The sequence below is a fragment of the Mesorhizobium sp. M2E.F.Ca.ET.209.01.1.1 genome (assembly GCF_004010375.2).
Taxonomy (GTDB): domain Bacteria; phylum Pseudomonadota; class Alphaproteobacteria; order Rhizobiales; family Rhizobiaceae; genus Mesorhizobium.
The window spans coordinates 308,543-332,028 of the sequence record NZ_SADP02000006.1 but is presented as its reverse complement, the minus strand read 5'-3'; the positions used below and the strand labels follow the sequence as shown (position 1 = coordinate 332,028).

General features: G+C 59.8%; 19 protein-coding genes and 1 pseudogene. 9 read left to right on the top strand and 11 right to left on the bottom strand.

Features of this window, described 5'->3' with window-relative positions:
- Both ligD and EN852_RS14765 read left to right on the top strand, forming a co-directional pair.
- The coding region (ligD, locus tag EN852_RS14770; RefSeq protein WP_189545948.1) for a non-homologous end-joining DNA ligase at nucleotides 1–1,037 on the top strand (1,037 nt) is incomplete at its 5' end.
- Nucleotides 1,038–1,127: 90 nt separating this feature from the next.
- Nucleotides 1,128–2,834, top strand: coding sequence for a PHP domain-containing protein (locus tag EN852_RS14765; protein WP_127875666.1), 1,707 nt, complete (start codon nucleotides 1,128–1,130; stop codon nucleotides 2,832–2,834).
- Nucleotides 2,835–2,973: 139 nt separating this feature from the next.
- On the opposite strand, the gene EN852_RS14760 is transcribed toward EN852_RS14765, so the two are convergent.
- Nucleotides 2,974–3,165, bottom strand: a complete 192-nt coding sequence (locus EN852_RS14760; RefSeq protein ID WP_127848073.1) for a CsbD family protein — start codon at nucleotides 3,163–3,165, stop codon at nucleotides 2,974–2,976.
- A 421-nt stretch (nucleotides 3,166–3,586) separates the two neighbouring features.
- Between EN852_RS14760 and EN852_RS14755 the strand changes: the two genes are divergently transcribed.
- Nucleotides 3,587–4,051, top strand: coding sequence for a hypothetical protein (locus EN852_RS14755; RefSeq protein WP_127868252.1), 465 nt, complete (start codon nucleotides 3,587–3,589; stop codon nucleotides 4,049–4,051).
- Between the two features lie 181 nt (nucleotides 4,052–4,232).
- Nucleotides 4,233–4,538, top strand: coding sequence for a hypothetical protein (locus tag EN852_RS14750; RefSeq protein ID WP_127875667.1), 306 nt, complete (start codon nucleotides 4,233–4,235; stop codon nucleotides 4,536–4,538).
- Nucleotides 4,539–4,796: 258 nt separating this feature from the next.
- Here EN852_RS14750 and EN852_RS14745 read toward each other — a convergent pair whose 3' ends face one another.
- From EN852_RS14745 to EN852_RS14715, 6 genes and pseudogenes are all read right to left on the bottom strand, one after another.
- Nucleotides 4,797–6,008, bottom strand: a complete 1,212-nt coding sequence (locus EN852_RS14745) for a hypothetical protein (protein WP_127875668.1) — start codon at nucleotides 6,006–6,008, stop codon at nucleotides 4,797–4,799.
- 53 nt (nucleotides 6,009–6,061) lie between these two features.
- Nucleotides 6,062–8,113 (bottom strand): ATP-binding protein, encoded by a 2,052-nt coding sequence (locus EN852_RS14740; RefSeq protein WP_127875669.1) that lies wholly within the window; start codon nucleotides 8,111–8,113, stop codon nucleotides 6,062–6,064.
- On the bottom strand, nucleotides 8,110–9,552 hold the full coding sequence (locus EN852_RS14735; protein WP_246694290.1) for an SIR2 family protein: 1,443 nt from the start codon (nucleotides 9,550–9,552) through the stop codon (nucleotides 8,110–8,112). The genes EN852_RS14740 and EN852_RS14735 overlap by 4 nt, the downstream gene beginning before the upstream one ends.
- Nucleotides 9,553–9,818: 266 nt before the next feature.
- Nucleotides 9,819–10,031 (bottom strand): annotated as a pseudogene (locus tag EN852_RS14725) (hypothetical protein); the annotation flags it as partial.
- Between the two features lie 152 nt (nucleotides 10,032–10,183).
- Nucleotides 10,184–11,341, bottom strand: a complete 1,158-nt coding sequence (locus tag EN852_RS14720; RefSeq protein WP_127875670.1) for an ImmA/IrrE family metallo-endopeptidase — start codon at nucleotides 11,339–11,341, stop codon at nucleotides 10,184–10,186.
- The gene (locus EN852_RS14715) at nucleotides 11,338–11,634 is read right to left on the bottom strand and encodes a hypothetical protein (protein WP_127875671.1); all 297 of its coding nucleotides are present in this window, start codon (nucleotides 11,632–11,634) and stop codon (nucleotides 11,338–11,340) included. The genes EN852_RS14720 and EN852_RS14715 overlap by 4 nt, the downstream gene beginning before the upstream one ends.
- A 174-nt stretch (nucleotides 11,635–11,808) precedes the next feature.
- Between EN852_RS14715 and EN852_RS14710 the strand changes: the two genes are divergently transcribed.
- Genes EN852_RS14710 through EN852_RS14700 form a run of 3 tightly spaced genes read left to right on the top strand, consistent with a single transcriptional unit; the run spans nucleotide 11,809 to nucleotide 13,629 of the window.
- On the top strand, nucleotides 11,809–12,060 hold the full coding sequence (locus EN852_RS14710; RefSeq protein ID WP_023723761.1) for a multiubiquitin domain-containing protein: 252 nt from the start codon (nucleotides 11,809–11,811) through the stop codon (nucleotides 12,058–12,060).
- Nucleotides 12,020–13,225, top strand: a complete 1,206-nt coding sequence (locus EN852_RS14705; protein WP_127875672.1) for a ThiF family adenylyltransferase — start codon at nucleotides 12,020–12,022, stop codon at nucleotides 13,223–13,225. Before EN852_RS14710 ends, EN852_RS14705 begins: the two co-directional genes overlap by 41 nt.
- Nucleotides 13,222–13,629 (top strand): DUF6527 family protein, encoded by a 408-nt coding sequence (locus EN852_RS14700; RefSeq protein WP_127875673.1) that lies wholly within the window; start codon nucleotides 13,222–13,224, stop codon nucleotides 13,627–13,629. Before EN852_RS14705 ends, EN852_RS14700 begins: the two co-directional genes overlap by 4 nt.
- A 380-nt stretch (nucleotides 13,630–14,009) precedes the next feature.
- Here EN852_RS14700 and hxsA read toward each other — a convergent pair whose 3' ends face one another.
- Genes hxsA through EN852_RS14680 form a run of 4 tightly spaced genes read right to left on the bottom strand, consistent with a single transcriptional unit; the run spans nucleotide 14,010 to nucleotide 17,348 of the window.
- On the bottom strand, nucleotides 14,010–14,564 hold the full coding sequence (gene hxsA / locus EN852_RS14695) for a His-Xaa-Ser repeat protein HxsA (protein ID WP_127875674.1): 555 nt from the start codon (nucleotides 14,562–14,564) through the stop codon (nucleotides 14,010–14,012).
- Nucleotides 14,561–15,670, bottom strand: coding sequence for a His-Xaa-Ser system radical SAM maturase HxsC (gene hxsC / locus EN852_RS14690; RefSeq protein ID WP_127875675.1), 1,110 nt, complete (start codon nucleotides 15,668–15,670; stop codon nucleotides 14,561–14,563). The genes hxsA and hxsC overlap by 4 nt, the downstream gene beginning before the upstream one ends.
- A complete protein-coding gene (hxsB, locus tag EN852_RS14685; protein WP_127875676.1) occupies nucleotides 15,667–17,076 on the bottom strand; it encodes a His-Xaa-Ser system radical SAM maturase HxsB in 1,410 nt (469 codons plus the stop codon). Before hxsB ends, hxsC begins: the two co-directional genes overlap by 4 nt.
- Nucleotides 17,073–17,348, bottom strand: a complete 276-nt coding sequence (locus tag EN852_RS14680) for a hypothetical protein (RefSeq protein ID WP_127875677.1) — start codon at nucleotides 17,346–17,348, stop codon at nucleotides 17,073–17,075. Before EN852_RS14680 ends, hxsB begins: the two co-directional genes overlap by 4 nt.
- 200 nt (nucleotides 17,349–17,548) lie before the next feature.
- Here EN852_RS14680 and EN852_RS14675 point away from each other — a divergent pair, with 200 nt between their 5' ends.
- Both EN852_RS14675 and EN852_RS14670 read left to right on the top strand, forming a co-directional pair.
- Nucleotides 17,549–20,200, top strand: a complete 2,652-nt coding sequence (locus EN852_RS14675) for a PD-(D/E)XK nuclease family protein (RefSeq protein WP_127875678.1) — start codon at nucleotides 17,549–17,551, stop codon at nucleotides 20,198–20,200.
- Entirely contained in the window at nucleotides 20,197–23,481 is a 3,285-nt protein-coding gene (locus EN852_RS14670) for a UvrD-helicase domain-containing protein (RefSeq protein ID WP_127875679.1), read from the top strand. Before EN852_RS14675 ends, EN852_RS14670 begins: the two co-directional genes overlap by 4 nt.
- Nucleotides 23,482–23,486 lie beyond the last annotated feature (5 nt).

Sequence of the window (23,486 nt, the reverse complement as noted above, 5' to 3'; positions counted from 1 at the left end):
TTCGCGGCGCGCACTGGCTGCGTCCGAAGCTTGTTGCCGAGATCGCCTACACCGAGATGACGAATGAAGGTACGCTGCGCCATCCAAGCTATCTCGGCCTGCGCGAGGACAAGAAGCCGGAAGCCGTCGCGCTTGAGACAGAACATCACACAGCGACGCTGCCGGCTCCGGCAACGAGCACGATTGCCATCAGCAATCGCGGCCGCGTCATCTACCCTGAGTCCAACATCACCAAGGGCCAGCTCGCCGACCACTACGCAGCCGTCGCGGAAATCATGCTTCCTTGGGTCGGCAGCCGGCCGATAAGCCTTGTTCGGTGCCCCCAGGGCCGAGCCAAGAAGTGCTTTTTCCAGAAACATGATGCCGGGAGCTTTGGCGACAAAGTTCACCACGTCGGTATCGCGGAAAAGGATGGCCACGAGGAGCCGTACCTTTATGTCGACGATGCCGATGGGCTGATGACCTGCGTGCAGATGGGAACGATCGAGCTGCACGGGTGGGGCGCTCGGATCGAGGACGTCGAAAAGGCTGACCGCCTCGTCTTCGACCTCGACCCCGATGAGGGACTCGATTTCGAGGCCGTGCGCGCTGCCGCGTTCCAGTTCCGGGATATTCTGAAATCGCTTGGGCTAACCACCTTCCCGATGCTAACGGGCGGCAAGGGCGTGCATGTGATCGCCCCGCTCACGCCGCAGGCCGAATGGCCCGAGGTGAAGGCCTTCGCCTCCGGGCTGGCGCAGGCGGTCGCCCAGACCGATCCCTCTCACTTTACGGCCGTGTTGTCGAAGGCGAAACGGAAGGGGCGGATCTTCGTCGACTATCTGCGCAACCAGCGCGGCGCCACGGCGATCATGCCCTACAGCGCGAGGTCCCGACCGGGCGCTCCGGTCGCCGCGCCCATCACCTGGGCGGAAATGAAGACGATTGATGCGCCCTCGCATTTCCACGTCGGCGATGCTCGTGAATTGAAGAAACGCGCAGCCAGCAAATCCCTGGCGGGGTGGGGTCGAGCCGACCAATTATTGCCAAATCTGTAGCCCATTCCTCGACGGCAGAAAGACTGAATCAAGGCTTCGCCTCGTTCGCCTGATTGGAACCCGGGGATATCGGTCCCGTTTGCCTGGAGCATGGCAAAAACCGATCCGCGGACAGTCGCCAGCCTCCTAAGGGAATACGCACATCGGAGGTCGCTGCGCGGCGACAATCCCTATCGCACCAAGGCTTACTTGCGCGCGGCCGATAGTTTGGCAGCGTTGTCACAGCCGCTTGATCGGATCATCGCCACGGGCGCACTCACCAAAATCCCAGGGATCGGCGACGCGATCGCGGACATTGTGCGCAAGCTCTATGAAACAGGCACGCATCCAAGCCTTGAGAAGCTGCGCGAGGAAGTGCCGGCCGGTGTAATGGAGCTTTTTACTGTACCAGGGCTTCGGCCCGATAAGATCATTAAGCTTCACCAGGCGCTCGGCGTGAACTCGTTGGCTGACCTCGAAGCCGCGGCAAAGGCAGATCGCATCCGGCCACTCAAAGGCCTCGGTGCTTCGCTTCAGACAAAGATCCTGCAGAACCTGGCGATCGCGCGAAGCGGCGAGACACAGCTTCACCTGCACAAGGCCGCGGCGCTCCTTGAGCATGCGGTCATATCTTTGAAGCAAGAGCATCCTGAGTTTTCGCGTGTGGAAATCGCCGGTGACTTCCGGCGTGGTTGCGAACTTGTTGCCGACCTAGCGCTGGTGGCACTGGCGACGGAGCAGACCGAAACCGAGCAGTCCACCCTCAGGCTTGTCGTTACAGACAAGAAGCACTTTGGCGCCAGCCTCCTCGAAGCCACCGGTTCGGTGGCCCATCTTGAGCGGTTGAGGAGGTACGCGGCCGAGAGGGGGTTCGCCCTCAAACCCGAAGGGCTCTACCGCGGGAGAAAGCTCGTCGCGTCAGCGACAGAGGCGGAAATCTACGAAGCGTTGGACCTGCAGTTCATCGAACCTGAACTGCGCGAAGGCAGGGACGAGATTGAGCGGGCAGCGAGGCGGCAACTCCCTACCCTCGTCCGGGACGAAGATCTGCATGGCATTCTCCATTCGCACACCACCGCATCCGATGGCGCCGAGACGCTTGAGGCAATGGCGGAAGCGACCCGTGAGCGCGGGTTCGAATATTATGGCGTCGCAGACCATTCGCAGTCCGCCCACTACGCAGGTGGGCTCACGTTGCAGGAGATTGCTGAACAGCACCGCGAAGCCGATCGGCTGAACAAGAGGTATGGTGGAAAATTCCGCATCCTCAAGGGCATTGAGGCGGACATCCTGGCGGACGGCACGCTTGATTATCCGGACCACATCTTGAAGCAGTTCGATTTCGTTGTCGCGAGCGTGCACAGCCGCTTCAGGTTGCCGGAGAGAGAGCAGACGGAACGTATCATTGCGGCAATAGCGAACCCCCTCACGGCAATCATCGGGCACATGACCGGCCGCCAATTGCTGCGTCGTCCCGGCTATGATCTGGACGTCGACAAAGTCCTGCGAGCATGCGCGAAATATGGCGTCGCGGTCGAAATCAACGCGCATCCGTGGCGACTCGATCTCGATTGGCGGTGGCATCAGAAGGCACTCGACTACGGATGCATCTTCAGCATCAATCCGGACGCGCATTCGATCCGCGAACTGGACCACATGCATTGGGGTGTCGAGATGGCGCGCAAGGGAGGCGTCCCAAGAGACCGAGTCCTCAACGCGATGTGTCTGGCGGCCCTGCTTGCGCACCTTTCAAAGCGCAAGTTTACGTCAAGGACCGGCGGCAAGCGCCGCTCGCCTGCGCGGAAAGCTGCCGCATGAGGCTTGAGTTTCTGTCGGCAGAACAGCCGCCTGCCTGTTGGAGCCTCCCGACTGGGGAATACGCCGTCCCGAGGCGGATTTCTCCCTTCTAAGGAAAAGCCGCGTCGCCGCAGGCTAACTGATAGCTGGATATCGACAATCAGGCTTTGTCGACGAAGTTCTTCACCGCGTCTTTGACCTGACCCTTCGCAACCTGGGCCTTGCCCTTGGTTTCCTGGACCTTGCCCTTGGCCTGTTCCTCGTGGTTGTCCACGGCCTTGCCCACGGCCTGGCGCGCCTTTCCAGCGACCTCGTTACCCTTGCCCTTAACCTTGTCTGACGTGCTTCCCATGACGAGCTCCTTCTTGGATCAGGCACTCACTCCGCAAGAGAATCTGCTAATCGGCAATTGGTTCCAGTTTAGAAGACCGCGCTATGGGTGACAGCGGTTGTGTAAGCCGGAACGGACGAGTGCCGTTTGCTTTGAGTAGTCGCAGCCGAACAGCTTCGCCGCGTGCCCGGGGATCTGGACATCACCCCTTACAAAGATCTGAAGCATTACCCTTGCTCCAACGACTAGTCCAAGCACCGCACTAGCACGCTGCTGGGTGGCCTGAGCCGCCGGGACATTGGGGGCAATGTAGGGGCGGCGGCAAATTTTTCCGGCCACGGAACTTCCCGCCCCATTGCAGGTTCGCATGCATAGGGACGACTGAGGCCCATTCCGACCTGTGCAACATGCAGGCAGAGCGCCTCGCCAACAGGAGACGGCCATGAAACATCAGACCATCGAAGAACTGCATGAGGTCGCGGAAGTCGCGGCATCACTTCCGGCTATGACACGCAATCAGCGCCTGGAACATTGGGCAAGGCTGCTCGAGCAAAATCCCGAACAGTGCCTCGCCGCTTTCCCCGGCACGGAATACATGACCTTGGATGTGCGCGACAAAGCCCAGTCGCTGGGCTCCGCGCTCAGCATCGCTTTCGCCGATCCGATGTTGCGCGCGGAGGGGCTGAAAACCGACACATATGGCGAAGCCAAGCGCTTCTTCGAGCTAACAGATTGGCAGTTGCACGCTGTTGTTTGCCATTGCCATGTCGGCGGGACGATGAAAGCCGGATGGGCTGCTGTTCAAGTTCGGTCCGCCATCGACAAAGAAGGCAACCTTTTCACCAGGTTGCGCGAAGCGATCTCTCAGTGGGTGCTATTCCGCATCTTGACTCATGCGAGGGAGTGAAACGCGCCTAGGGAGTTGAAATAGGTAGCGGCTCGGTCCAACGGCTGAACCGTATTTTGGACCCCGACATCGCTAAGTGTGACAACAACGGGCGAGCGTCGCCCGTTTCCTTTATCGAGCCGATCCGCAGATCACACTCGTCGTAAGCAAATCCAACTGAGAGCCGCAGCACGGCGGCCATATGTATCTCGTCCAAATCCTCTTGCCCCGTTCAGACAACCAAGGCAAACCCTTCCCCGGGAGAGAATTCGACCGTCTGAAAGAAGAGCTAGCGGCTCGTTTCGAAGGCGTGACCGCCTATCTACAGGCACCTGCGCAAGGTCTTTGGAAGGACGGCGGAGAAACAGAAAGCGACGAAATTGTCGTCTTCGAGGTGATGACGCCAACAGTGGACATTTCAGATTGGCAGCGCCGGCGGGGCGACTTGGAGCGCCGCTTCCGGCAGGACAAAATTGTTGTCCGCTACTCGAAGATAATGCTCCTTTGAAAGTCACCGTGTCAGGCCAGTCCCCGAAAAATTCCAGACTGCCCTTTATACGACTTTCGAAGCACAAAAGGCGAACATAGATTAGAGCCTACGTGTTTCGACGTCAGCAACTTGGGCTCGGTTGGGTGATCGGCGGCCGCTGTAAGTGGTTGGAGGGCCGACGGTCCGGCTTCGGGTGGCGCTCAGCGTATTGCTGCCGTTCGGCTACCGAGCCATTTGCAGCCAGAACCCGACTTCGGCCCTTTGTCTCAAATTGCATCAAATATCTTGAAGTGCTGCTGCAAGGGCGACCCGACCTAACCTCATCGCCGAGCCGCGCACATTCTGGAGCAAGTTTGTCTTTTCAAGAAGGTGACGAATCTCGGCTTTGCTATCCTTGGCGGCAGCATGTTCTTCCAGCTTAGCTGCCACCATCCTGTCGTAGTACTCTGATGGAATACGGTCGCGCTCTCGGTAGAACATAACTTCAAAATCAGCGAGCTTGCCGCTATCAAGACGCTGATTAACAGCGTTAATAACTTCTTGGTAGAGCCTGCCCCGTTCCTGCATCTCTTCCAAGCGTGAAATATCGAAATAATCGAACTCAATATCTGTGTCGTCCTGACTTCGCTTTGGGTGCAAACTACGCCATTGCCCAATCACCCACATCACATCGTCATCGGTAAGGTACAGAAGGGGAGTTTCGATGCCGATCAACGCGGCCAGCTCGCGAGTTCTTTGGATCTCTTTGCAAGCCTTACTCAGTTCATTGCTGCTCAGCCCGAAGCGTTGCCGGATCGCTGTCTTGACTTCGTCAAACGCAGCATCGGTCCACCGATCCCTAGGGAGCAACGCTCTGGCAATCGCGTTGAGATCGCGTCGCGAACAGGCTGCGGTAAAGGTTCCTGTGGCGCGCTCATCGACGAAGTCCAGTGTACGGTACTTGAGATCAGAAAGAAGCGCATGGAGTTCGCGCAAGCTCTTCTGCACAAGGCTTAAGTTGACGATGGAGAATTTCTCAAGGCTGAGGTCATTGTCGCGATTGCGATGATACCGCAGCTCCTGTCCATCAGCATCTATCCGAGCTAGGCTCCGCACAAAAACCTCAAGCGCTGCCACGATATGGCGAAGTTTGATATCGCCCACGTTTGAGTCGCGGAGGTGCTGCCAATAGGCAGAAATGTTGTGATCGAGCCCATGGCCGTCGTCCCTGATCGCGCCAGCGGAAATAAGCTTTTCGTACGCAAACTTGATGTTGAGTTCCGTCGCGTGCCGCGCGTTATAAAGGATCGGCAGGATCAGCGTGTCGCGTTTTTCGTAGAGCTTCTTCTCCACGATCGCATCGGCTAGCTCGATGGCAGCCTCAATGTATCCGTCGAGATAATTCTCCTCGTGGCCTTGGCGGCCGAGTGTCGCATTCCACTCCCCGTCGTGAATAATTTCGAAAAAGGGGTCGCCTTTGAATTGGTGTTCGGTGTCGATGTCGCTCATGTCACAATCATTGTATTTGCTGATCCCTTGTAACAGTCAAATCGCCAGGGAGGTCAGGCGAGTTCATCTCGAACGTCATATGGATCGCCTCTACCCTCCGGCTCCTCGCCGTTAGCCTCAACAACTGTTCCTCCGGTTAGAGGAGGGTTCAGCCGAATCTCGGCTGGCCGTCCTTCCTCATGGAACCAGAGGTCGACAACTCTGGTGTCGTCACTCTTGGGTCTTGGAACTGCCTCGCGCACTTTGAAGGTCGTAGGAAGGTTGACGGAGGTTCCAAACACCAAGGCATGTTGCCTTGGCAGCGACGGTAGCCGCTTCAACACTGCGTCCGAAATGAACGGGGTCATCTGCCGGATCTGCGAAAGATCGTCCGGGTTCTGAATACGGTGAACCAGGAAGTTTGAGCACTGGCTAAGCACTGTCTTGGACAGCTCGCTGGGTCGCTGCGACGCTAGCATGACGAACATGCCGTATTTGCGACCCTCTTTGGCGATTCGCTCGAATATCTTGGTCGCATCGACAGCGTACCGCGATGGTGTCGCCGAGATGTAGCGGTGAGCCTCCTCAAGCAGAAGGTGGATCGGGAAGCGGTTTCGCGGATCGGCGCGGCGCAGCAGCCGGAACAGCATGCGGGCGACTACCGCACTAACGAGTTCGACGACTTCGTCCTCGACGTCATTCATGTCGATGATGATGATCTGTTTGGCCTTGGTCTGTCGCTCGCCGGACACTGCTAGTCCGACGAGCTTGGCAAGAAAGTCGCGCTCTCCAACGTTCTCGGCTAGGTCATCTGCCTCATGCCGAAGGAATTCGTACTCCCTGCGATCTTCCAGGGCTTGGAAGCGAGTTACCATTTGGGAGCAGTAGTCTCGGATTTGCCGGTTGCCGTGCGCTTCCGCATAAAGGATCGCGAGGTCGATGGCCTCCCCAAGTGCTGCGAATTCGAACGGCAGGTTGCGGTAGTTGGGCATTTTGAGATCGTCGAGCTCAAAGCCGTCGTCACCGGTTAGGTAGTCACTCAGGCCCTCTGAATCCGCAAGTTGGCCGTAGTTGATCCGGACGAAGGGGCGGACGGTATCCGCGTTGATCTCATCGGTATTGAAGCGCTGGAGGATGCCGATAATGCGGTCATGCTTAGATGGACTGGAGGAGTCATCCCGCAGTATCTGGCTGATGCATTTGGCCAGGATATGGTTGCGGATACGTGCGAGCTCCGCGGTCCTCTCGCCTGAAAAGAGTGTCGCGAGGCCCAAGGCCATCCGAAGGACGGGGACTTGGGTGCGCTCGCTCGCCTGAAGCAGAAGCTCCCATTCAGCCAACTCGAGGAACCAGTGCGGCAAACGAAAACCACTGGTGGTCCCATCCAGAACAACGCGGTCGACACCAATGGCGCCTTCGCTCGCCAAATCCTCCAGCGCTGCATTGTATTCACCATTAACGTCAAACACGATAAAGGTGGCGCCGCGGGCATGATGCTCGTCGACCTTCTCGAAAAGTGACTGCATTACGGCGGCGACGGTACAGGATTTGCCGCTGCCTGTGTTGCCGAGCACGGCAACGTGCCCACCGAAGAACTCGTCGAGGCGAACCTTGACGTCATAGCCTTCGAAAACCACCGATCTGCCGATTGGCAGCACCCTGTAGCGCGTCGCACCTTCGGGCTGGCATGGATCTCCGCCTAGACCAACCGATGGCTCGATGGCGGCCTCGGTTTCGAAGATCCGATCAAGTTCGCCGTCGAGGGCGTAGAGAGCGTCCGCGTAAAGCGACGGAAACAGTGAAACACCGAAGCGGAACCCGCCGCCCCGCGTTGGCAGCATACCGACCGGGACAACGTCGAGATACTTGGAAGAGCCAGCCCGATCGAAGTCGCCCCGGTCGGAGGGCGAGCTAGTGTCGCGCTCTCGAAGACCTACGACCTCGACAACGATGTACTCCGACTGCGCTGGGATCATGAGGAAAGAGCCGAGTCGAGCGACATAGTGCACGTCGTCGAATCCGACCACGGTAAAGTTGTCCGTTCCAGCGTGCATCTCGACTACAAAGCGATCGGAGGCTACCGATATGACCTTGCCGATCGCACGCTTGCGATCGTCGTGGCTCATTCCTCGCCATCCTTCTTCGCGGGCACAAGGTTGGAGAGCACCTTACGGACTGCATCGTCGACCCGGTCGCTTGGCCGCTGCGGCAGGAAGTGTTCCACGATCATGTTGAAATAATGTGCTCGGGTTCCTTCCTCCGGACCGTCGCCGCCAATGATCCAGATGCGCGGGTCGCGCAGCGACCGCAGTTTGGCGATCTCGCCCTGCATATTGGGATCGGCGAAGATCACCAGTCGGAAAGTCGGGATGGTAAGAGCCTGATAGATGATATTGTTGAGGTGCTCATCGCCAAAGGCGTATCCCGCGGTCATGAGGACGCTCTGCTCACGGACAATCCGCGACTGAAACTCGCGGAATAGGTCGGCATAGGGAGATCCCAAGGACGAATTCTGCTTCGCCGGCGTCGGATATATCATCATCCGCTTGGACTCTATCGGCGGCCACATCTCCCTGATCGGAAACAGCCCGTGATTATCCTCGGACCAGGTCACGGAACCGTGCAGTTTGCAAAGGTATACGAAGGCGTCCACGGCCGTCCATTTCCGGCTGGCCACGTCCAGTTGCTCCGCCAAGGCGTAGCGGAAACTTGCCGGGTTGAAACGCCGCTCGACTACACCTGAGAAGCCGTTGGCATAAGGAATGCCGAGGCGATCCATCGCCATCTCGTTGAAGTGATCATAATTGGTCGTGAATACCCAAGGCCGCGGGAGCGACCGGTCGCGTAGGACCAGCTTCTTGTAGAAGCGTTCGTAGAGGTCACGAACTTCTGTGTCGCCCTTGGCGAACGCGCCCTGAGTAATGCGTGACCAGAGAAAGTCTTGGACTTTCTGGATAACACCTTCGACCAGATCGCGGGCAGGCCAATGTGCGGCGATGCCGCTCTGGCGTAGCACGAAGCGCTGGGCGAACAGCACCTCCATCAGACGCTCGAGGTTCCGGTTGTAGCCCTGCTCTAGGTCAATCCCAAGGGTGTCGAGATATTCAAGCTCCGCTCTGGTTAGTCTCCACGGCGCTGGTTCGGACCCCTGTTCGATAGCCGTTTCGGGGTCCGGTTCCAGCGGTATCCCAGACGGATCGTCGCCATGGCCGTCGCTGTCCCAGATATCTTCAACTTCCTCCTCGACCAGTGTCGCTGAAGCGTTACGAATACTTCCACCAGCATCGGCCGTCGGGCTAGAGTAGAATCCCGCCGCTCGTGCCGCTAGGGTTTCGCTGCAGAACTCCTTGGCCAGGGGTGCCATCGTCGAAATGCCGACTTCGGCGCCCGCCTTCATTAGCGATGAGCAGCCGGCACCTAGAAGGAAAGCGATGTTTCTGGCGTTCATCGACTCGGAAATAGCCTGACGAGCGATGTCAGCGCCCTTTATCCAATCAAGTGCTTCCGGCTCCGCGTTGCCGTTCCGAAGGAACCTAAAAGTCCTCCCTGTCTGATCGTCGGCCATGTACCCCTCCACGCTCCGGCGCGAGGTACGCAAGAGTCGGCGGTCAACAGTATAGCCAAGCCTATTCACCTTGCCCGTGATGAGATGATCCAATCCACAACTGGTTTGCGATCTCAAGTTATAGGAGGTGTCAATCTGGACGCACGCTCCATACCTCGGCCGCCTTAGGACGTTTCAAACCTTACCTCTACGTCCGCTTCTAGACGCGAAAGGGCGTTCGCATGCGACGTGCCTCGAGAACGCGCCAACAAACAATGTCGTTTGAATTACCCGAGCTCGTGGATGGCCACGTTAGGAACAACTGCCCTGGCGATGTCGCATAGGTGCCGGTGATGGGTGAGGTAGATCACCTGGCCAACACGGGCCATCTCGCCGAGCAATCGGAAAACCTCCTCAGACCGGAGATGGTCGAAGGTTTCCAGGATGTCATCGGCAATGAACGGAACTGCCAGCCTGAGCTTGGCGAACTCATAGTAGCCGGTCAACGTGAGGCGCAAAGCCACTGCTCGCGTGTCGAGAAATCGCTTTGGCCATAGGCTGCCTTTAGCAAGCGGATGCCTCCCCCAAGAGCTGAGGATGAGCCTGGCAATGAAGCGGAGTTAAGCAGGGAACCAGCCGAGATGGCGCCCGGTCACACCCGCCGCTGCCCTCTCAACGCTTCCCGCACTTCGCCCCGTCCGAGTAACTTGCTAAAGCGCCGGTAGTCGCCATAGCGATACTGCCAGCGCCCGGCAGCAATAGCGGGATGTACGCCTGCCCTGCTTGCTACCAGCTGCAGATCGTCCGCAGTGCTATGCTCCGAGATATGCTCATTCCAGTACTTTTCCGGAATCAAAGCGTTGCTTGCAAAGGCGTCAGCCTGAGCTTCGATCCCGTCGACAGGGCTGACTTCGAGGTCGTCCAGAATGACTTTTCGATCTTCGCTCAAATGGCAGCAGACATGGGCGAACTCGTGCAGCACGGTGAACCAGAAATTGTCAATCCTATCGTGGCGTAGGGTGACTGCAATGACAGGTGTCCCGTCGCGGCGACACATAGCAGCTCCGTCAATGTAGGTTCCAGGTAGATGTTCGAGAACGACGAATGCAACGCCCAGACTCGCTAGCTTGCTTCTCACTAAAGACGGCCAGTTGGGCTCAGCGCTCACCTTAGCCAACTGGCGGGCCGCCGCCGCGTCAAGTGTCTTGCGGGGCTTCACCGACACCTTGTCTGCCATGACCAGTACAGCGGCACACCATGCTTCGACAGCACCAAAATCGGTTTTGGCGTTAGTGCGCTCTGTACGTGTCTTCCGAAGCATAGCAACAGCCGGACCAAGACTGCCGGCGCGCGAAAGAAAGGCTGAGAGTTCCTCCTTCGCCTTCATCACCCCAAGTTTCCGGAGCTTTTCGACCGCCGCAACCGAGGTAGCGGAAGGTCGAGACTTCGGCTCATGTCGTGTTGGCCCGATCAGTGACTCCACTGGAATCGACAGATGCTGGCTCAATGCCCGTATCTGGTCGACAGTCAGTTGCCTCTGGCCGTTCAGGACCTCGGAGACACGCGATTTTGTCCCCAGATAGGCAACGAGGTCGCGTGGCTTTAGCCCGGTCTGCCCCATGCGGAAGCGAATGGCATCGGCCGGCGTGACCGCCGCGATAGCATGATGTGTCCGCTCCCAGTTTGCGACGAGCACCTGAAGCACGTCGAGCTCGTCGATGGAATCCTGGTCGTCGCGGACCATGAGCACACGCGCGCGCGCCATAGCCTTATCGTAGTCGCCCTTTGTTCTGATCGGTCGTATCGTCATGCCGCTCGTCTCCCTGTTGTGCCGGTCTTGCGTCCAGCTGTCGCCCCCGCAAAGGCAACCAGAACCATACCGGTGTCATACTTGATGATGAGCTCGACACAGTGAGCCTCCCCCATGGGAATACGCACCCCACCCATGCCGCAGCTGGCGAAAGGAAACCGGGCTACGAACTCTGCTTCGGTTCGCCACTCCGAGACTGCAAGCTCCGTAAGCAGGGCCGAGACGGCGCCAGCCATGCCGTCGACCCCGCATTGGGCGAGGCCCTCCAGCTTCGCGATACCCATCAGCCGCATCTGACGATCCACATAGTTCCCAAATATGGAACGATCACTTGCGCCGAGCGTGCAGCTGTGCTACCTACGAATAATCGTTCCCATTAGTGGAACGAGTAGCACTAACCGGAACGCGAGCCAAGCAGGTTCGCGCGCCAGACCACAAGCCTAACATTCTCTGCGAGGTAGCCAGTTATGGCCGGAAAGCCCGAGAAGACTGTCACCATCACCGTCAATCAAGACGATCATGAGGTGGCAAAAGAGAAGATCTCGTACGACGAGGTCGTCGCACTCTATCTTTCGGATGGAGGGGCTGGCTCCAATGAATACCTTATCAAGTACTCGCGGGGTCACTCCAACAATGTGAGCGGGACACTCGCGCCGGGCAACGAGGTGATGGTAAAAGATGGCATGCGGTTCAGAGTTTCGGGAACTGGCGAATCGTAACCGGTTTGTCCAAGACCTTGAAGAGCAAGGTTACCTGCTCGATTTCGTGGGCGGTTACTTTCTCATCTATGGCCTACCCTATTTGAATGAGCGGGGCGAGCTTGCGCACGGAGATTGGGCAAGTCCCGTCGATCTGTCGGCGGAAGGAGTTCTCGATTCACCAAAAAGTCATCAGGCTTGGTTCCGTGGGGGGCGCCCGCACGATCAGAACGGTCGCCAACTTCGCCTTGGTGGAGGGGCAGACAAGGTCAAAGTTGCCGAGGGCTTTGAGACGGACAGTTCGTTTTCGTACAAGCTCCTCGACTCGGCGGGTCAGATGCGTTCCTACATCTCGTTCGAAGAGAAGGTGCAAACATATATCGATACGATCACCGGCCCCGCATTGGCAGTTTTTCCGGACGCAACGCCACTGCAAGCCATCAAAGTCAAGGCGGCGGAGCAGGGCACACCTCTGCGTTTTCCCGATACGCTGTCTGCAAGGTATCACATGAACGACGTGTCGAGGCTGCTTGAAGGCAAAAGAGTTGCTATCGTCGGGCTTGGCGGTACGGGCTCGTACATTCTGGACTTCATCGCCCGCACGCATCTGGCCGAGATTGCCTTGTTCGACGATGATAAGGTGCACGTGCACACCATCTTCCGCTTTCCAGGGTTTATTCAGCGGGCCATCGGGTCGAGAAAGGTCGATGCCCTGGGGCAGCAATACGGACAATGGCACGCCAACATCACGGCGGTCCCCGAGCAGGTGACCAAGGCAAACGTAGAGCGGCTTCGAAGCTTTGATTTCGTGTTCCTGGCAATCGACCACGGTGCCTCCCGCATCTTCATCGCAGATTGGCTGAGCGCCAATGGGATTCCCTTCGTAGACTGCGGGATGGGGCTTAACCGAGCACCGGTAGGTTTGAACGGTGTCGTTAGAGTCACCGGTGTCGATCGAGCGGCTTATGAAGCAACCGCGCGAACTGTCTTCCTACCTGGTAGCGATCCAGAGGGAGGCGAATATCGCCGACAGGGGCAGATTGCAGAATTGAACGCTCTCGACGCTGCTTTGGCGGTGGTTCGGTTCAAGCAGCACTTTGCGATCTATGACCGTCTGGATGAGGCTCCCTCGATCATCTTCGAGACATCGTCCTTCGAGATCGACCGGCCGGTGAGTGCGAAATGAGCTATCGCTATCAACTCGTGGACCGCATCCCCACTGATATGCGGGAGGGTATCGTCTACCACACCCAGGAGTTTGAACTCGCAGGGCTGCTGTGCGCCTGCGGCTGCGGCCATCGCATCACCCTCCTGGTGCCCGATAGTCACGAAGTCCGGGACGAAGGTGGTTACGCGACAATTCGGCCGTCCATTGGCGTGTTCGATGCGCCGTGCAAGTCGCACTACGTTATCAGCGCTGGCCACGTTCAGTGGCTCCCCGCCTTTACCGGCGCCCAGGCGGCCAACATCATGCATTCGCAGATCGCTCGGCATGTTGCGCGTGACGCCAAGCCAGTCTCACGGTGGCTAAAGGCCAAAATGGCGTTGCACCGCTTATTCAGCAAGTTGCGGGTCTTCATTACAAGGTGATGCTGGCAACGATTTCGTAGGCTTGGGCTTTGAAGCCGAGCGGCACGGATCAAAGAGTGGGTTCGGCGGAAAGCCGGACGGCTTGACGTTGATCCACCGGCCAGGACCTTCGGCCTCCTGACGCGTTCAGCGTCCCGCTGTACATCTCAAATGGAGTAGGGGGCTGTGGATCCGCCCGCAGATCGAACGACCACTTTCATGCGAAGATCAATGCGGTGCGAACGGGCTTAAAGAGGCGCGAAGTGGACGGCTAGTATGAGAACCAAGCACGCGCGGTTTGGAAAAGAGGGCAACCAGAGCCGCCTTGATCGCGCTGTCGTGCCGCATTTAGAAACTCGTCGGAATGACGTTCGACGTTGGCCCCTGCACGGTATGAGCCTCTATCTGGCCTCTATCCTCAGCGCAGTCAGCGTCTCCGGCGTGATCGTCCCGGTTACCTTCAGCGAGTAGTCCGCCTGCATGCGCAGCAGCGCCGCCCTCAACTCAGGATTCATCTCGCCGTCTATCTCACCGCTGTAATAGCCGAATGCGAGCAGGGCGAACTGGACCTCCTGGACGATTTCCTTGAACTTGTAGGTATTGCCCGGCAGCGTCCTGAGCGGCGCAGGCGTAGGGGCGATTGCGGGCGCCTGGTAGGTCGGCGCGGGCATTGAAGGAGCGCTATACAACGGAGCCGGCTCGCTCGGCGCGGGCGGGATATAGGAATAGCCGCCCGTCGACGATCTATGGCTCGAGTGCGAGCTATGGCTGCTGTGACTGCTGTGGCTGCGATGTCCGGCCAGCGTGTACAGGTGGTCAAGCTTGAAGATGTCGAAGAGGGATTTCGGCCTTCCGGGATCTCCGTCCAACGTTGGCTTGGTCGGCAACGCCTGCGCATTGGCTGGCAGGAAACCCGCCGCAAGCAGCGACGGTATGGCGAAAAGCCGCTTCTTCATTGGATAGCCCCCAAATTGCCGTAACCGTGGTTAGCCGGATGCCACTCGAAAAATCCCCCGCACCGAGCCTTCAGCGAGCATCCGTCACATTCATCTCGATAGGCGCGCTTCCAGTCGGAGATCGTGGACGGCGCCAGATGGCGGTATGGCTCCGGCACCGTGCAGAGCGGGAAATTGTAAAGCCAGGCGTTTATTCCTCGGCCTCTCACGAGATCGACGGAACGGCCGACGACGTCGAAGCCTTCGGAACTGTCGTAGAAGAGGGTCTTCCAGTTCATGCGGCCGAATCCGATGTTCTCCATCTGCATGACCGCCCATGTCCGGATGAACGGCAGAGTGGAAGTGATAAATCTTGCCAAACGGGGAAGCCCGTCAGCGTTCGGGCGCAGCAGGACGGTGCGGAGCTCTATCTGCGCTCCGACCCGGCAGATCAGCGCCAAGTTCTCCAACAGCTGGGCATGCGCGCCCGCTTTGCCTACGATCTCGTCATGGACGGCAGGATCGCGGGAATAGAGGGGGATGCCCCAAACCACTCTGCCCCTATCGATACGGCCGATCGCTTCCAAGTCGCCTTCGCCGAAATGCTGGCCGTTCGTCAGGACATGGAAAGAAAGGTCCGGGCGCTCGGACAAGACCCGTTGCAAGAAATCGAAAAGCTGTGCCTTGAAAAGCGTCGGCTCACCGCCGGAAATACCGATCGTCGCGCCTTCCGGAGCCAGCAACGCCGCGGCCTCGAAATACGGAAACAGGTCGACATGATGCTTCTTGGGCGGCTGGGAGCACATCAGACAAACCTGGTCACACCGCTCGGTTACCAGGAAGGTGTTGTGCTGCGACGAACTGCGAATAAGGCGCTCCGCGGTTCCGCGCCGCGGGTTTACGAGCAGCACGTCGCCATCGACCTCGGAAGGGTCGATGCCAAGGATACGTATCCGACCGGCCTCGCCGACGTAGTCGGCGCCTTCAGGGCCGACGTGCTCCAGCGCCGCGTCGAAAGGATTTAGTTGTTCGGTTCTTTGCTCCCATGCATTGGCCTCAAACGAGCGAAGCCGGACCACGAAAGGCTGGTCGGCGTTTGCCTCCACCTTGATGCGCAGGGGTATCATTGGTGCGTCGCAGCCATGCTGTCGTCCCAGCCGCCGACGCCGAGCCAAGCGGCAACCGACGCTCGGGCAGGCTCATCCTTGCGGTAAAGGACCTCGAACACCTTGTCGAAGAGCGACAGATGCCGCCCACAAAACCATGTGTCAGGCCGCGGAACGTCGGCCCGTCCATAGCGGGAAATATCGTCGATCACGTCGGTGCCGCAGAAGGGCTGATAGGGGCAGTGAATGCAATCCGGGTCGAAATGGTTGAACGCTCGCGAATCTAGGACGTTGACCTTTTCCCGGTCGATACCCGTCCCGACATCGCCAATGCTGAGGTCGATCCGGCCGATCCTGGACAGCATCCGGGCTTCGTCTGACGGATAGAACCGGCCGTCGTGATCTATGACGACGTAGTCGGAGGCGAAGAAATTCGGATTGCGGATGTCGACGTGATTGTCGGCATCGGAGCGGAGAACGCGCTTTAGGCACTGGCTGAAGTAGTACTCCTCCATGCAGCGCCCAGTCCTGTAATTGCGGGCGATCAGCAGGTCGATGAATTCGCAATGAAGCCGGGTCCAGCGCGCGAGGACATTGCTGCCTTGCGAAATCTTTCGCGCAAACCCTTGATGGTTTATCGGGCGCAGGTAGACGGACCGGATTCCGTAGCGCTCGTAGTTATCCAGCAGTGCCTCGAAATCCGACGGATTGGCGACATCCACCGTCGGCAATGCCGAGATCTTGCCCGTTGGATAGCGCGAAACGGCTGCCTCGATATTTCGAAAGAAGGCATCTGTGGCTTCGCGATTGTGGGTGCGCTGGCGCTCATGCGATACCCGGTCTCCGTCAAGGGAGGTGCTGATGAAGGTGTCGTTGGCATCCAGGAAAGCCCATGCACGCTCGTCCAGTGCCTGCAGGTTGGTGCAGACGACGAATTGGGATTGGGAAAACTTTTCCCGGCAGAAGCCGCGGACTGCTTCCAACAAGTCGACCCGCAATAGGGGCTCGCCACCCTGGAACTCGATCTTGATGTCGGGACCTTCCAGACCGCCGAGAAACAAGAGGACTCCCGCAAGGGTTTCAGCCGACCAGTCGAACCCGCGGGCATTTTCAGGGGCGCGGGAAACCTGGCAATAGCCGCAGGCAAGGTTGCAGCGGAGCGTCGGCACGAGGATGACGTAGTTCATTTTCTTCGGCTTGGACTGCCGCCGGGCCCATCTATATGCGAAGGATGTCCAGGGTAGGTCGAATTCCCTGTCATAACCGTGATTCCCTTCTTTCAGGAACGCACAGTCGGCGGCGGATAGGCTATCGCCGGCGTAGCGGTCCAGGAAAGCCTGGTCCGACCTGAAGAATCCGCCAGCGTCATCGCAGAACAGCACCGAGCCGTCCGGCATCTCGCGAAACTTCAGCGGCCAGACGTTCATTGGCCTGTGACCGCAGCGACAAGCGCCTGGCGCATTGGCAATGTCTCCGCGTAGATTTTCTCGCGGTAGACGATGTGCAAGATGTCCTTGCGCAGTTGATCTCGGGCAATGCCGCTCGGTGCGGCTATTGAGATCGCGCCCTCCTCCCTCGCGAAGCGGCAAGAAGGATAAAGCAGTTGCAGGCGAAGCATCGCAGCGTCAGCGTATTTCTCGAACTGTGGCGGAATCTCCGCCACAACATCGACATCAGTAACGCGCTGTAATTTCGTCATGTCCCCGCCCCCTCGGGATAATGCGCGGCTAGACCCGAACAATCAATGCATATTTCAGCGAGCCCTACCGACACAAGACGATGTTACCTTTTCCACACTTTCGATCCCCATGGCCATGGCATTTTTCTTTCTCTGAGCTTCAATAGCCGGTGAATTTGGGCGATCACAATTCTGGTTGGAACAACACGACGAAAACCACGATGGCTAGTCGCTCCACTGATGTCGTCGATGGCATGCTTGCGCTTCGCAGCGCCCGCGTCGCTGCGGCGCGGGGCGGAGCAATTGGTCACGAGATCGTAACTCTGCCTCTGCTTGCGGCGCGTCTGGTCGGCGGCTTCGCCACACCGGCAGGTACCGACGTTCTCTACCCGGCAATTCAGGCCGCGCTCGCTTCCGAGAGCTTTGACGACATCGGAATGGTCGCCAGGCTGCCAGGGATGCCGCGCGCCGTTCTCCATGCATTGGATAGCGCCTGGCGGGCGGATCTCGACCTGTCCTCAATGGGGGGCGAGACGCCTCGGTTCGGTGACCTTCATCGCATCGAGACCTACGTTCGCGATCACATCCCACCTGCGCATATGCTGCCGCGCGATCTTCGTGATGCAGCCAAAGGGCGGATCGATCGTGCGCGTAGCCTGCTTGGTCCGGTCACGCTTTCGGGAGTGGTGGACGTCGATCCGCTCTGGCGGCCTCTTCTCAATGAGCTCGCTCGCGTCACCGACCTCACTTGGGAACTGCCTGCGCCTGTCGAGCACGCATGGTTTAGAGGGTCGATCCAAAGAAGGGCGGGGACAATTCCGGTCCGTACGTCCGCCGAGGCGAACGCGGACCCGAAGTCGGAGGTTATCGAGGCGCTGCGTTGGACCCGGCAGTTGCTGACGACCGGAAAGGTACAAGCGCAGGACATCGCGATCGCTGCGACTTCGACGCATGACTGGGACGATCATTTTCTGGCTTATGCGAGAAGCGCCGGGTTGCCGTTGCATTTCTCTCATGGGGTGCCCGCTCTGAGCACGCCGGAGGGCCAGGCCTGTGCTGCGCTGGCCGACATTCTCGCAAACGGGCTCAACCAGGAACGGGTCTGGCGCTTGATCCGGCGTCTGCCCGCGCACCCGTTCGCCAGCCGGCTGCCGCCGGACTGGTTCGCCGCAATCCCGCGAAACGCCGCCTTGCGCAGCCTCGACCAGTGGCGAGAAGTCCTGGCCGCGGCGAGGCCGCGGCGAGACGACGGCGAATTGGCCGAGCAAATCCTGCTTCCCGTTCTCGAACTCCTCACGCGCGGCGCCGACATAGCGGAAGAGGCCGGAGCGCGGTTGCTAGGCGGCGCCAGCCTGGCGATATGGGAGGAGGCTCTGCGAAGCGCGCCAGTACAAGCCATCGCGCTCTCCTTGCAAGCGCTGCGCGTCGCCGACCAGCGTGATCCGGCCAACAGCGTCGTCTGGTGCCCCGCATCGCAACTGGCCGCATGTCCGCGCCCGTATACGCGGCTGCTCGGCCTCACCAGCCGATCCTGGCCGCGTTCGGAAAACGACGACCCGCTGCTGCCGCACCATTTGCTCGACCGCCGCAGGCTTCATCCCGTGGGGGTCGCCGAGCGCGACCGGCGCCATTTCGAAATTATTCGGGCGCATACCAAGGAAGAACTCGTTCTGTCGCGCTCGCTGCGCAACGCCAAGGGCGGCGTTCTGTCACCCAGTTCCCTCTGGCCCTCCGACGAGATCGTTCACAAGCGCGATCGGATCCCGGAGCACGCTTTCAGCGAAGCGGACAGGCTGTTGGCAAGACCCCGCGATGCCGGCCAACTGGCCCGTGTTCGCCAAAGCCAGCTTTGCTGGCGCAACTGGCAACGGCCTTCGATATTGACGCCGCATGACGGCCTTTCGGGAGCCAATCATCCGGCGATTGAGAGAGCTTTGACGAGGGTTCAGTCGACGACATCGCTCCAAAGGCTGTTGCGAGATCCGCTCGGGTTCGTCTGGCGTTACGCTCTGGGCTGGCGCTCTGTTCGGTTCCAATCCGACCCGCTGCAGCTCGGTGCGGCCTCATTTGGCGAACTGGTTCATGAACTGATCAGCGGCGCGATCGCGGCGCTCGAGCCGACGCCGGGATTTGCGCGCGCCAGCGCCGGTGAGATTGAAGCCGCGATCGCCGATGCGTCGACGGCCATCCTGCACGCATGGCCACTCCAGCGGTCAGTTCCGCCTCCACTCCTGTGGCGCCATACGGTGAATGAAGCTGCACGCCGCACGGCCAAAGGTCTCGCGGCCGACGATCAAGTCAGGTCCGACACGCGTAGCTGGACGGAGGTTCCCTTCGGCCAGGAAGATGCCGCGGAGGAAGAAGCGCCGTGGGACACGACGGTCGCGGTGCCGATCGAGAAAACCGGTCTGGTGTTCGGCGGCCGCATCGATCGGCTCGATATTCGCGCCACGGGCGATGGCGCGCGCATCACCGACTACAAGAGCGCCAAGCCGCCTCCAAAGCATCAGCGCATCGCGTTGGGCCAGGGGCGAGAGCTGCAACGCGTGCTTTATGCGATCGCGGCCCGCGCGCTGCTGCCTGAAGTCAGGACCGTGGTGGCGCGCCTGGTCTATCTCGCCGACAACCCCATAACTTTCGAACTGAAGGGGGACGAGCTCGACAGCGCGGTGGGCGAGGCGGTGGGCTATCTATCGGCGGCCATGACGATCCTGCGCAGCGGCCGGATTGCGCCGCGTTGGGAGCAGGACATCGATTATGACGATATGCGTCTTGCCCTTCCCGCCGATCGTGAAAGCTATCTGCGCCGCAAGGCCGCCGAATTCCGAGCGGCCAACCAGGCGCTCAACAGGCTGTGGAACGCCTCGACATGACGCTCGTCGACCAGGAGGCCCGATGCCGGGCCATGACCGATTTCTCCTCGATCCTATTGGTGGAGGCAGCCGCGGGAACCGGCAAGACCTCCCTTATGGCCGGCCGCGTGGCGATGATGCTCGCATCCGGCCATCACCCGGGTGACATCGCGGCAATCACGTTCACCGAACTCGCGGCGAGCGAGCTCGCGCGCCGGATCAGGGAGACGATCGACACGCTGCTGGCGGGCGATGTTCCTGCTTTTCTGAAGTCCGTTCTTCCACATGGCCTTTCGGAGCAGCAGCGCGATGCGCTTGCCGCCGCCTCTCCTCGCCTGGATGAGGTGACGGCGACGACCATTCATGGATTTTGCCAGGCGATCATCCGCAGCCATGGCGTGCAAGCTGGACTCGACCCCGGCGCCCGCGTGGTCGATGCCACAGTCGCCGACAATCTGTTCATGGCCGAGCTGTCGGCTTGGTTTTCGCGTCGACTCGCAGCCGACGCGGCGGAAGGCGACCCGATCGTGGTTCTTGCCGAGGAAATCCCCCTTCAGGTCGTCGACCTCATTCGGGAACTCGCGAGCCTTCGGCGCAAGCACCCCGATGCCCAACCGATTTCTCCCTCGCCCGACGCACGACCCGACATCGATTTCGTCCAAGCGGTGGATGATTTCGACCGCTGGCATGCGAGCGTCGGGCCCGACAAATGGCTTTCCGACATAGCGCACGAATTGCGCCGGCTCGCGGAGCGCTATCTGAGTTGTCTTGCAAGCGAAGCGGATTTCCGAGCGCTGTGGCGGCTTTGCGATCCGGGAACCGGCCGTCTCTTCGAGCGCAAGGGCCTGCAGCTGAAAACCTACGATGAGGCTGCTCGGGGCTTCGGCGCTCACCGCAACGATGCCGGTCCCGGTGACGGCCGTACGCTCTATGAAAACGTCGTCCTCGCCTGGAACGAGCTCGTAGGCAATATCGCCAGCACGCTCGTCTGCTCGTTGTCGGCCTCGCTCGACCAACTGCTCGAAAGCTATCAGGCACGAAAGCGGGCTGCTGCTGTCCTGGATTTCGATGACCTCCTGATCCACGTTCGGTCGCTGATCCGCGACCACGAAGAGGTGCGTCAGGCCATCGGCCAGCGCTATCGCTATATCCTGGTTGATGAGTTCCAGGATACGGACGGCATCCAGAACGAGATTTTGTTCTCGATCGCCGCGACTGAAACTCGACTCGCGCGATGGGAGGAATCAGAGCTGCGGCCCGGCGCGCTCTTCCTCGTCGGCGATCCGAAACAGGCGATCTATCGTTTTCGCGGCGCCGACATCGAAGCCTACGAGCTGTGTCGCCGGCTGATCGACAGCCAGGGTCGTGGGGTGGTGCTCGAGATCACGGCCAATTTTCGATCGCTGAGCCCGATCATCGAGCATGTGAACGCCTGCTTCGAGCCGGTCTTTGCCAAGCCCGCGCAGCCAAGATATGTCCCGCTCGCCCCCACGCTGTTCGAGCAATCACACACGCTTCCCTGCGTGGCGCGCTTCTCCGTCGAAATTGCGCAAGAGGGGCGGATCTACGCGGAAACGTTTCGGGAAGCCGAAGCCGAGCGGGTTGCCGAAATCTGCGCCAGCTTGATCGGCAACGTGTCGATCAAGCGCGCCGACAAGAAATGCACGCCGCTCCGGGCCGGCGACATCGCGCTGCTTTCGCCGGGACACACGGAGCTGTGGCGCTACGAACGGGCGCTCGAGCAGCGCGGGCTGGCGGTATCCTCGCAAGCCGGCCAGACTCTGATGCGGCGGCAGGAAACGCAGGACATTCTGGCGTTGCTGCGGGTCCTGGCGGACTCCTCCGACACGCTGGCCTTTGGCGCGCTGATGCGAGGGCCGCTAGTCGGCCTGAGCGAACAGGAACTGCTGGACATCACCTCAGCCCTTGTCGAGCAAGACGACGGCCAACGCTTTTTCACTGTGCGGACGGATCCCGAGCTCGTGCAGCATGCTGTCGCCAGAGATATTCTCGTCGAGTTGCAGCGGCTTCGTCGGCGCGCCTCAATCGTGACCCCAAGCCTGATTTTGGCGGAAGCCATCGAACGCCTGAACGTTCGCGTCATCATGGCAGCGCGACATCGCAACAGAAATGCCCGCGCGCTCGTCAACCTCGACGCGTTGATTGAGAGAGCGCGCGGCTACTCGATCGCTGGCCTGCGCGCTTTCGTTCGCGATCTGCAGGACGATTGGGAGCGCAAGGCCCGGGCGCAGGAAGGACGCATCGATGCTGCCGAGGATGCCGTCGAGATCGTGACCATTCACAGCGCCAAGGGGTTGGAGTGGCCAATCGTCATTCCGGTCAATTCGACGACCGAGCTCTACCGGCCGGATCAGTTCGTGCATCGGCAGTCCGACAATAGCTTGCACTGGATGCTGGGGGGCGTCGCGCCGCCGGAGCTGGCTGCAGCGCGCGCCGCGGAAAGCCTCGAGGATGCCAATCAACGTGAGCGTATCTGGTACGTGGCGTGCACACGCGCACGGGATCTCCTGATCCTCCCCCACATCCCTCAGGCGTCCAAAGACTCCTGGTTCAGCTCGATAGATCTGCGTCAGCGCGACATTCCCGAGCTCGACCTCTCTTCCTTCGCACAGGGGGAGCCACCGGTACCGGCATCTGTGCCGAACGAGCAGTCTTCCGACATTTTTGCCGCCGAGCAGCTGTGCGTGGAGGAAAGCGCGCCGCCGATCGTATGGCGCCGGCCCAGCCAACACGATGCCGATCGGCTCGGCGACCCTCTCGAGGGCGTCGTAACTTCGGAGAGCCACATTGAGCATTTCGAGGTGGTCGGTGCCGGAGCCCGCCGCGGCGTCATCCTTCACAAGCTGATGGAAGAGCTTCTTACCGGCGAGCTCGCGGAAGAACTCGACCCAAGCGTTAACCGCGCTCGCGAACTGCTCAATCAATTGGTGACCGACGCAAATGACGATGAACCTCAGCCTGATCCTCATGAGATGGGAGCAGCGGCGCTCCGCGGGCTAGCTTTGCCGCACATTGCTGAACTGCGGCCTCACCTCGTGCCCGAGATGGCAATCTGGGGCCGCGATCAGGTGAGCCTTATTGGCGGACGGGCCGACGCCTTGGCGATCATCGAAGACCGTGTCAACGCTGTCATCGATTGGAAGTCCGACGTCCATCCCACACCTGCTGCGCGCGAAGCACATGTGCAGCAGCTGCGTGACTACCTGTCCGCGACCGGCGCCATGCGTGGCGCAATCGTCTATCTGACGAGCGGCGAGACCGCGTGGATTATCCCGCCTTGATGCAG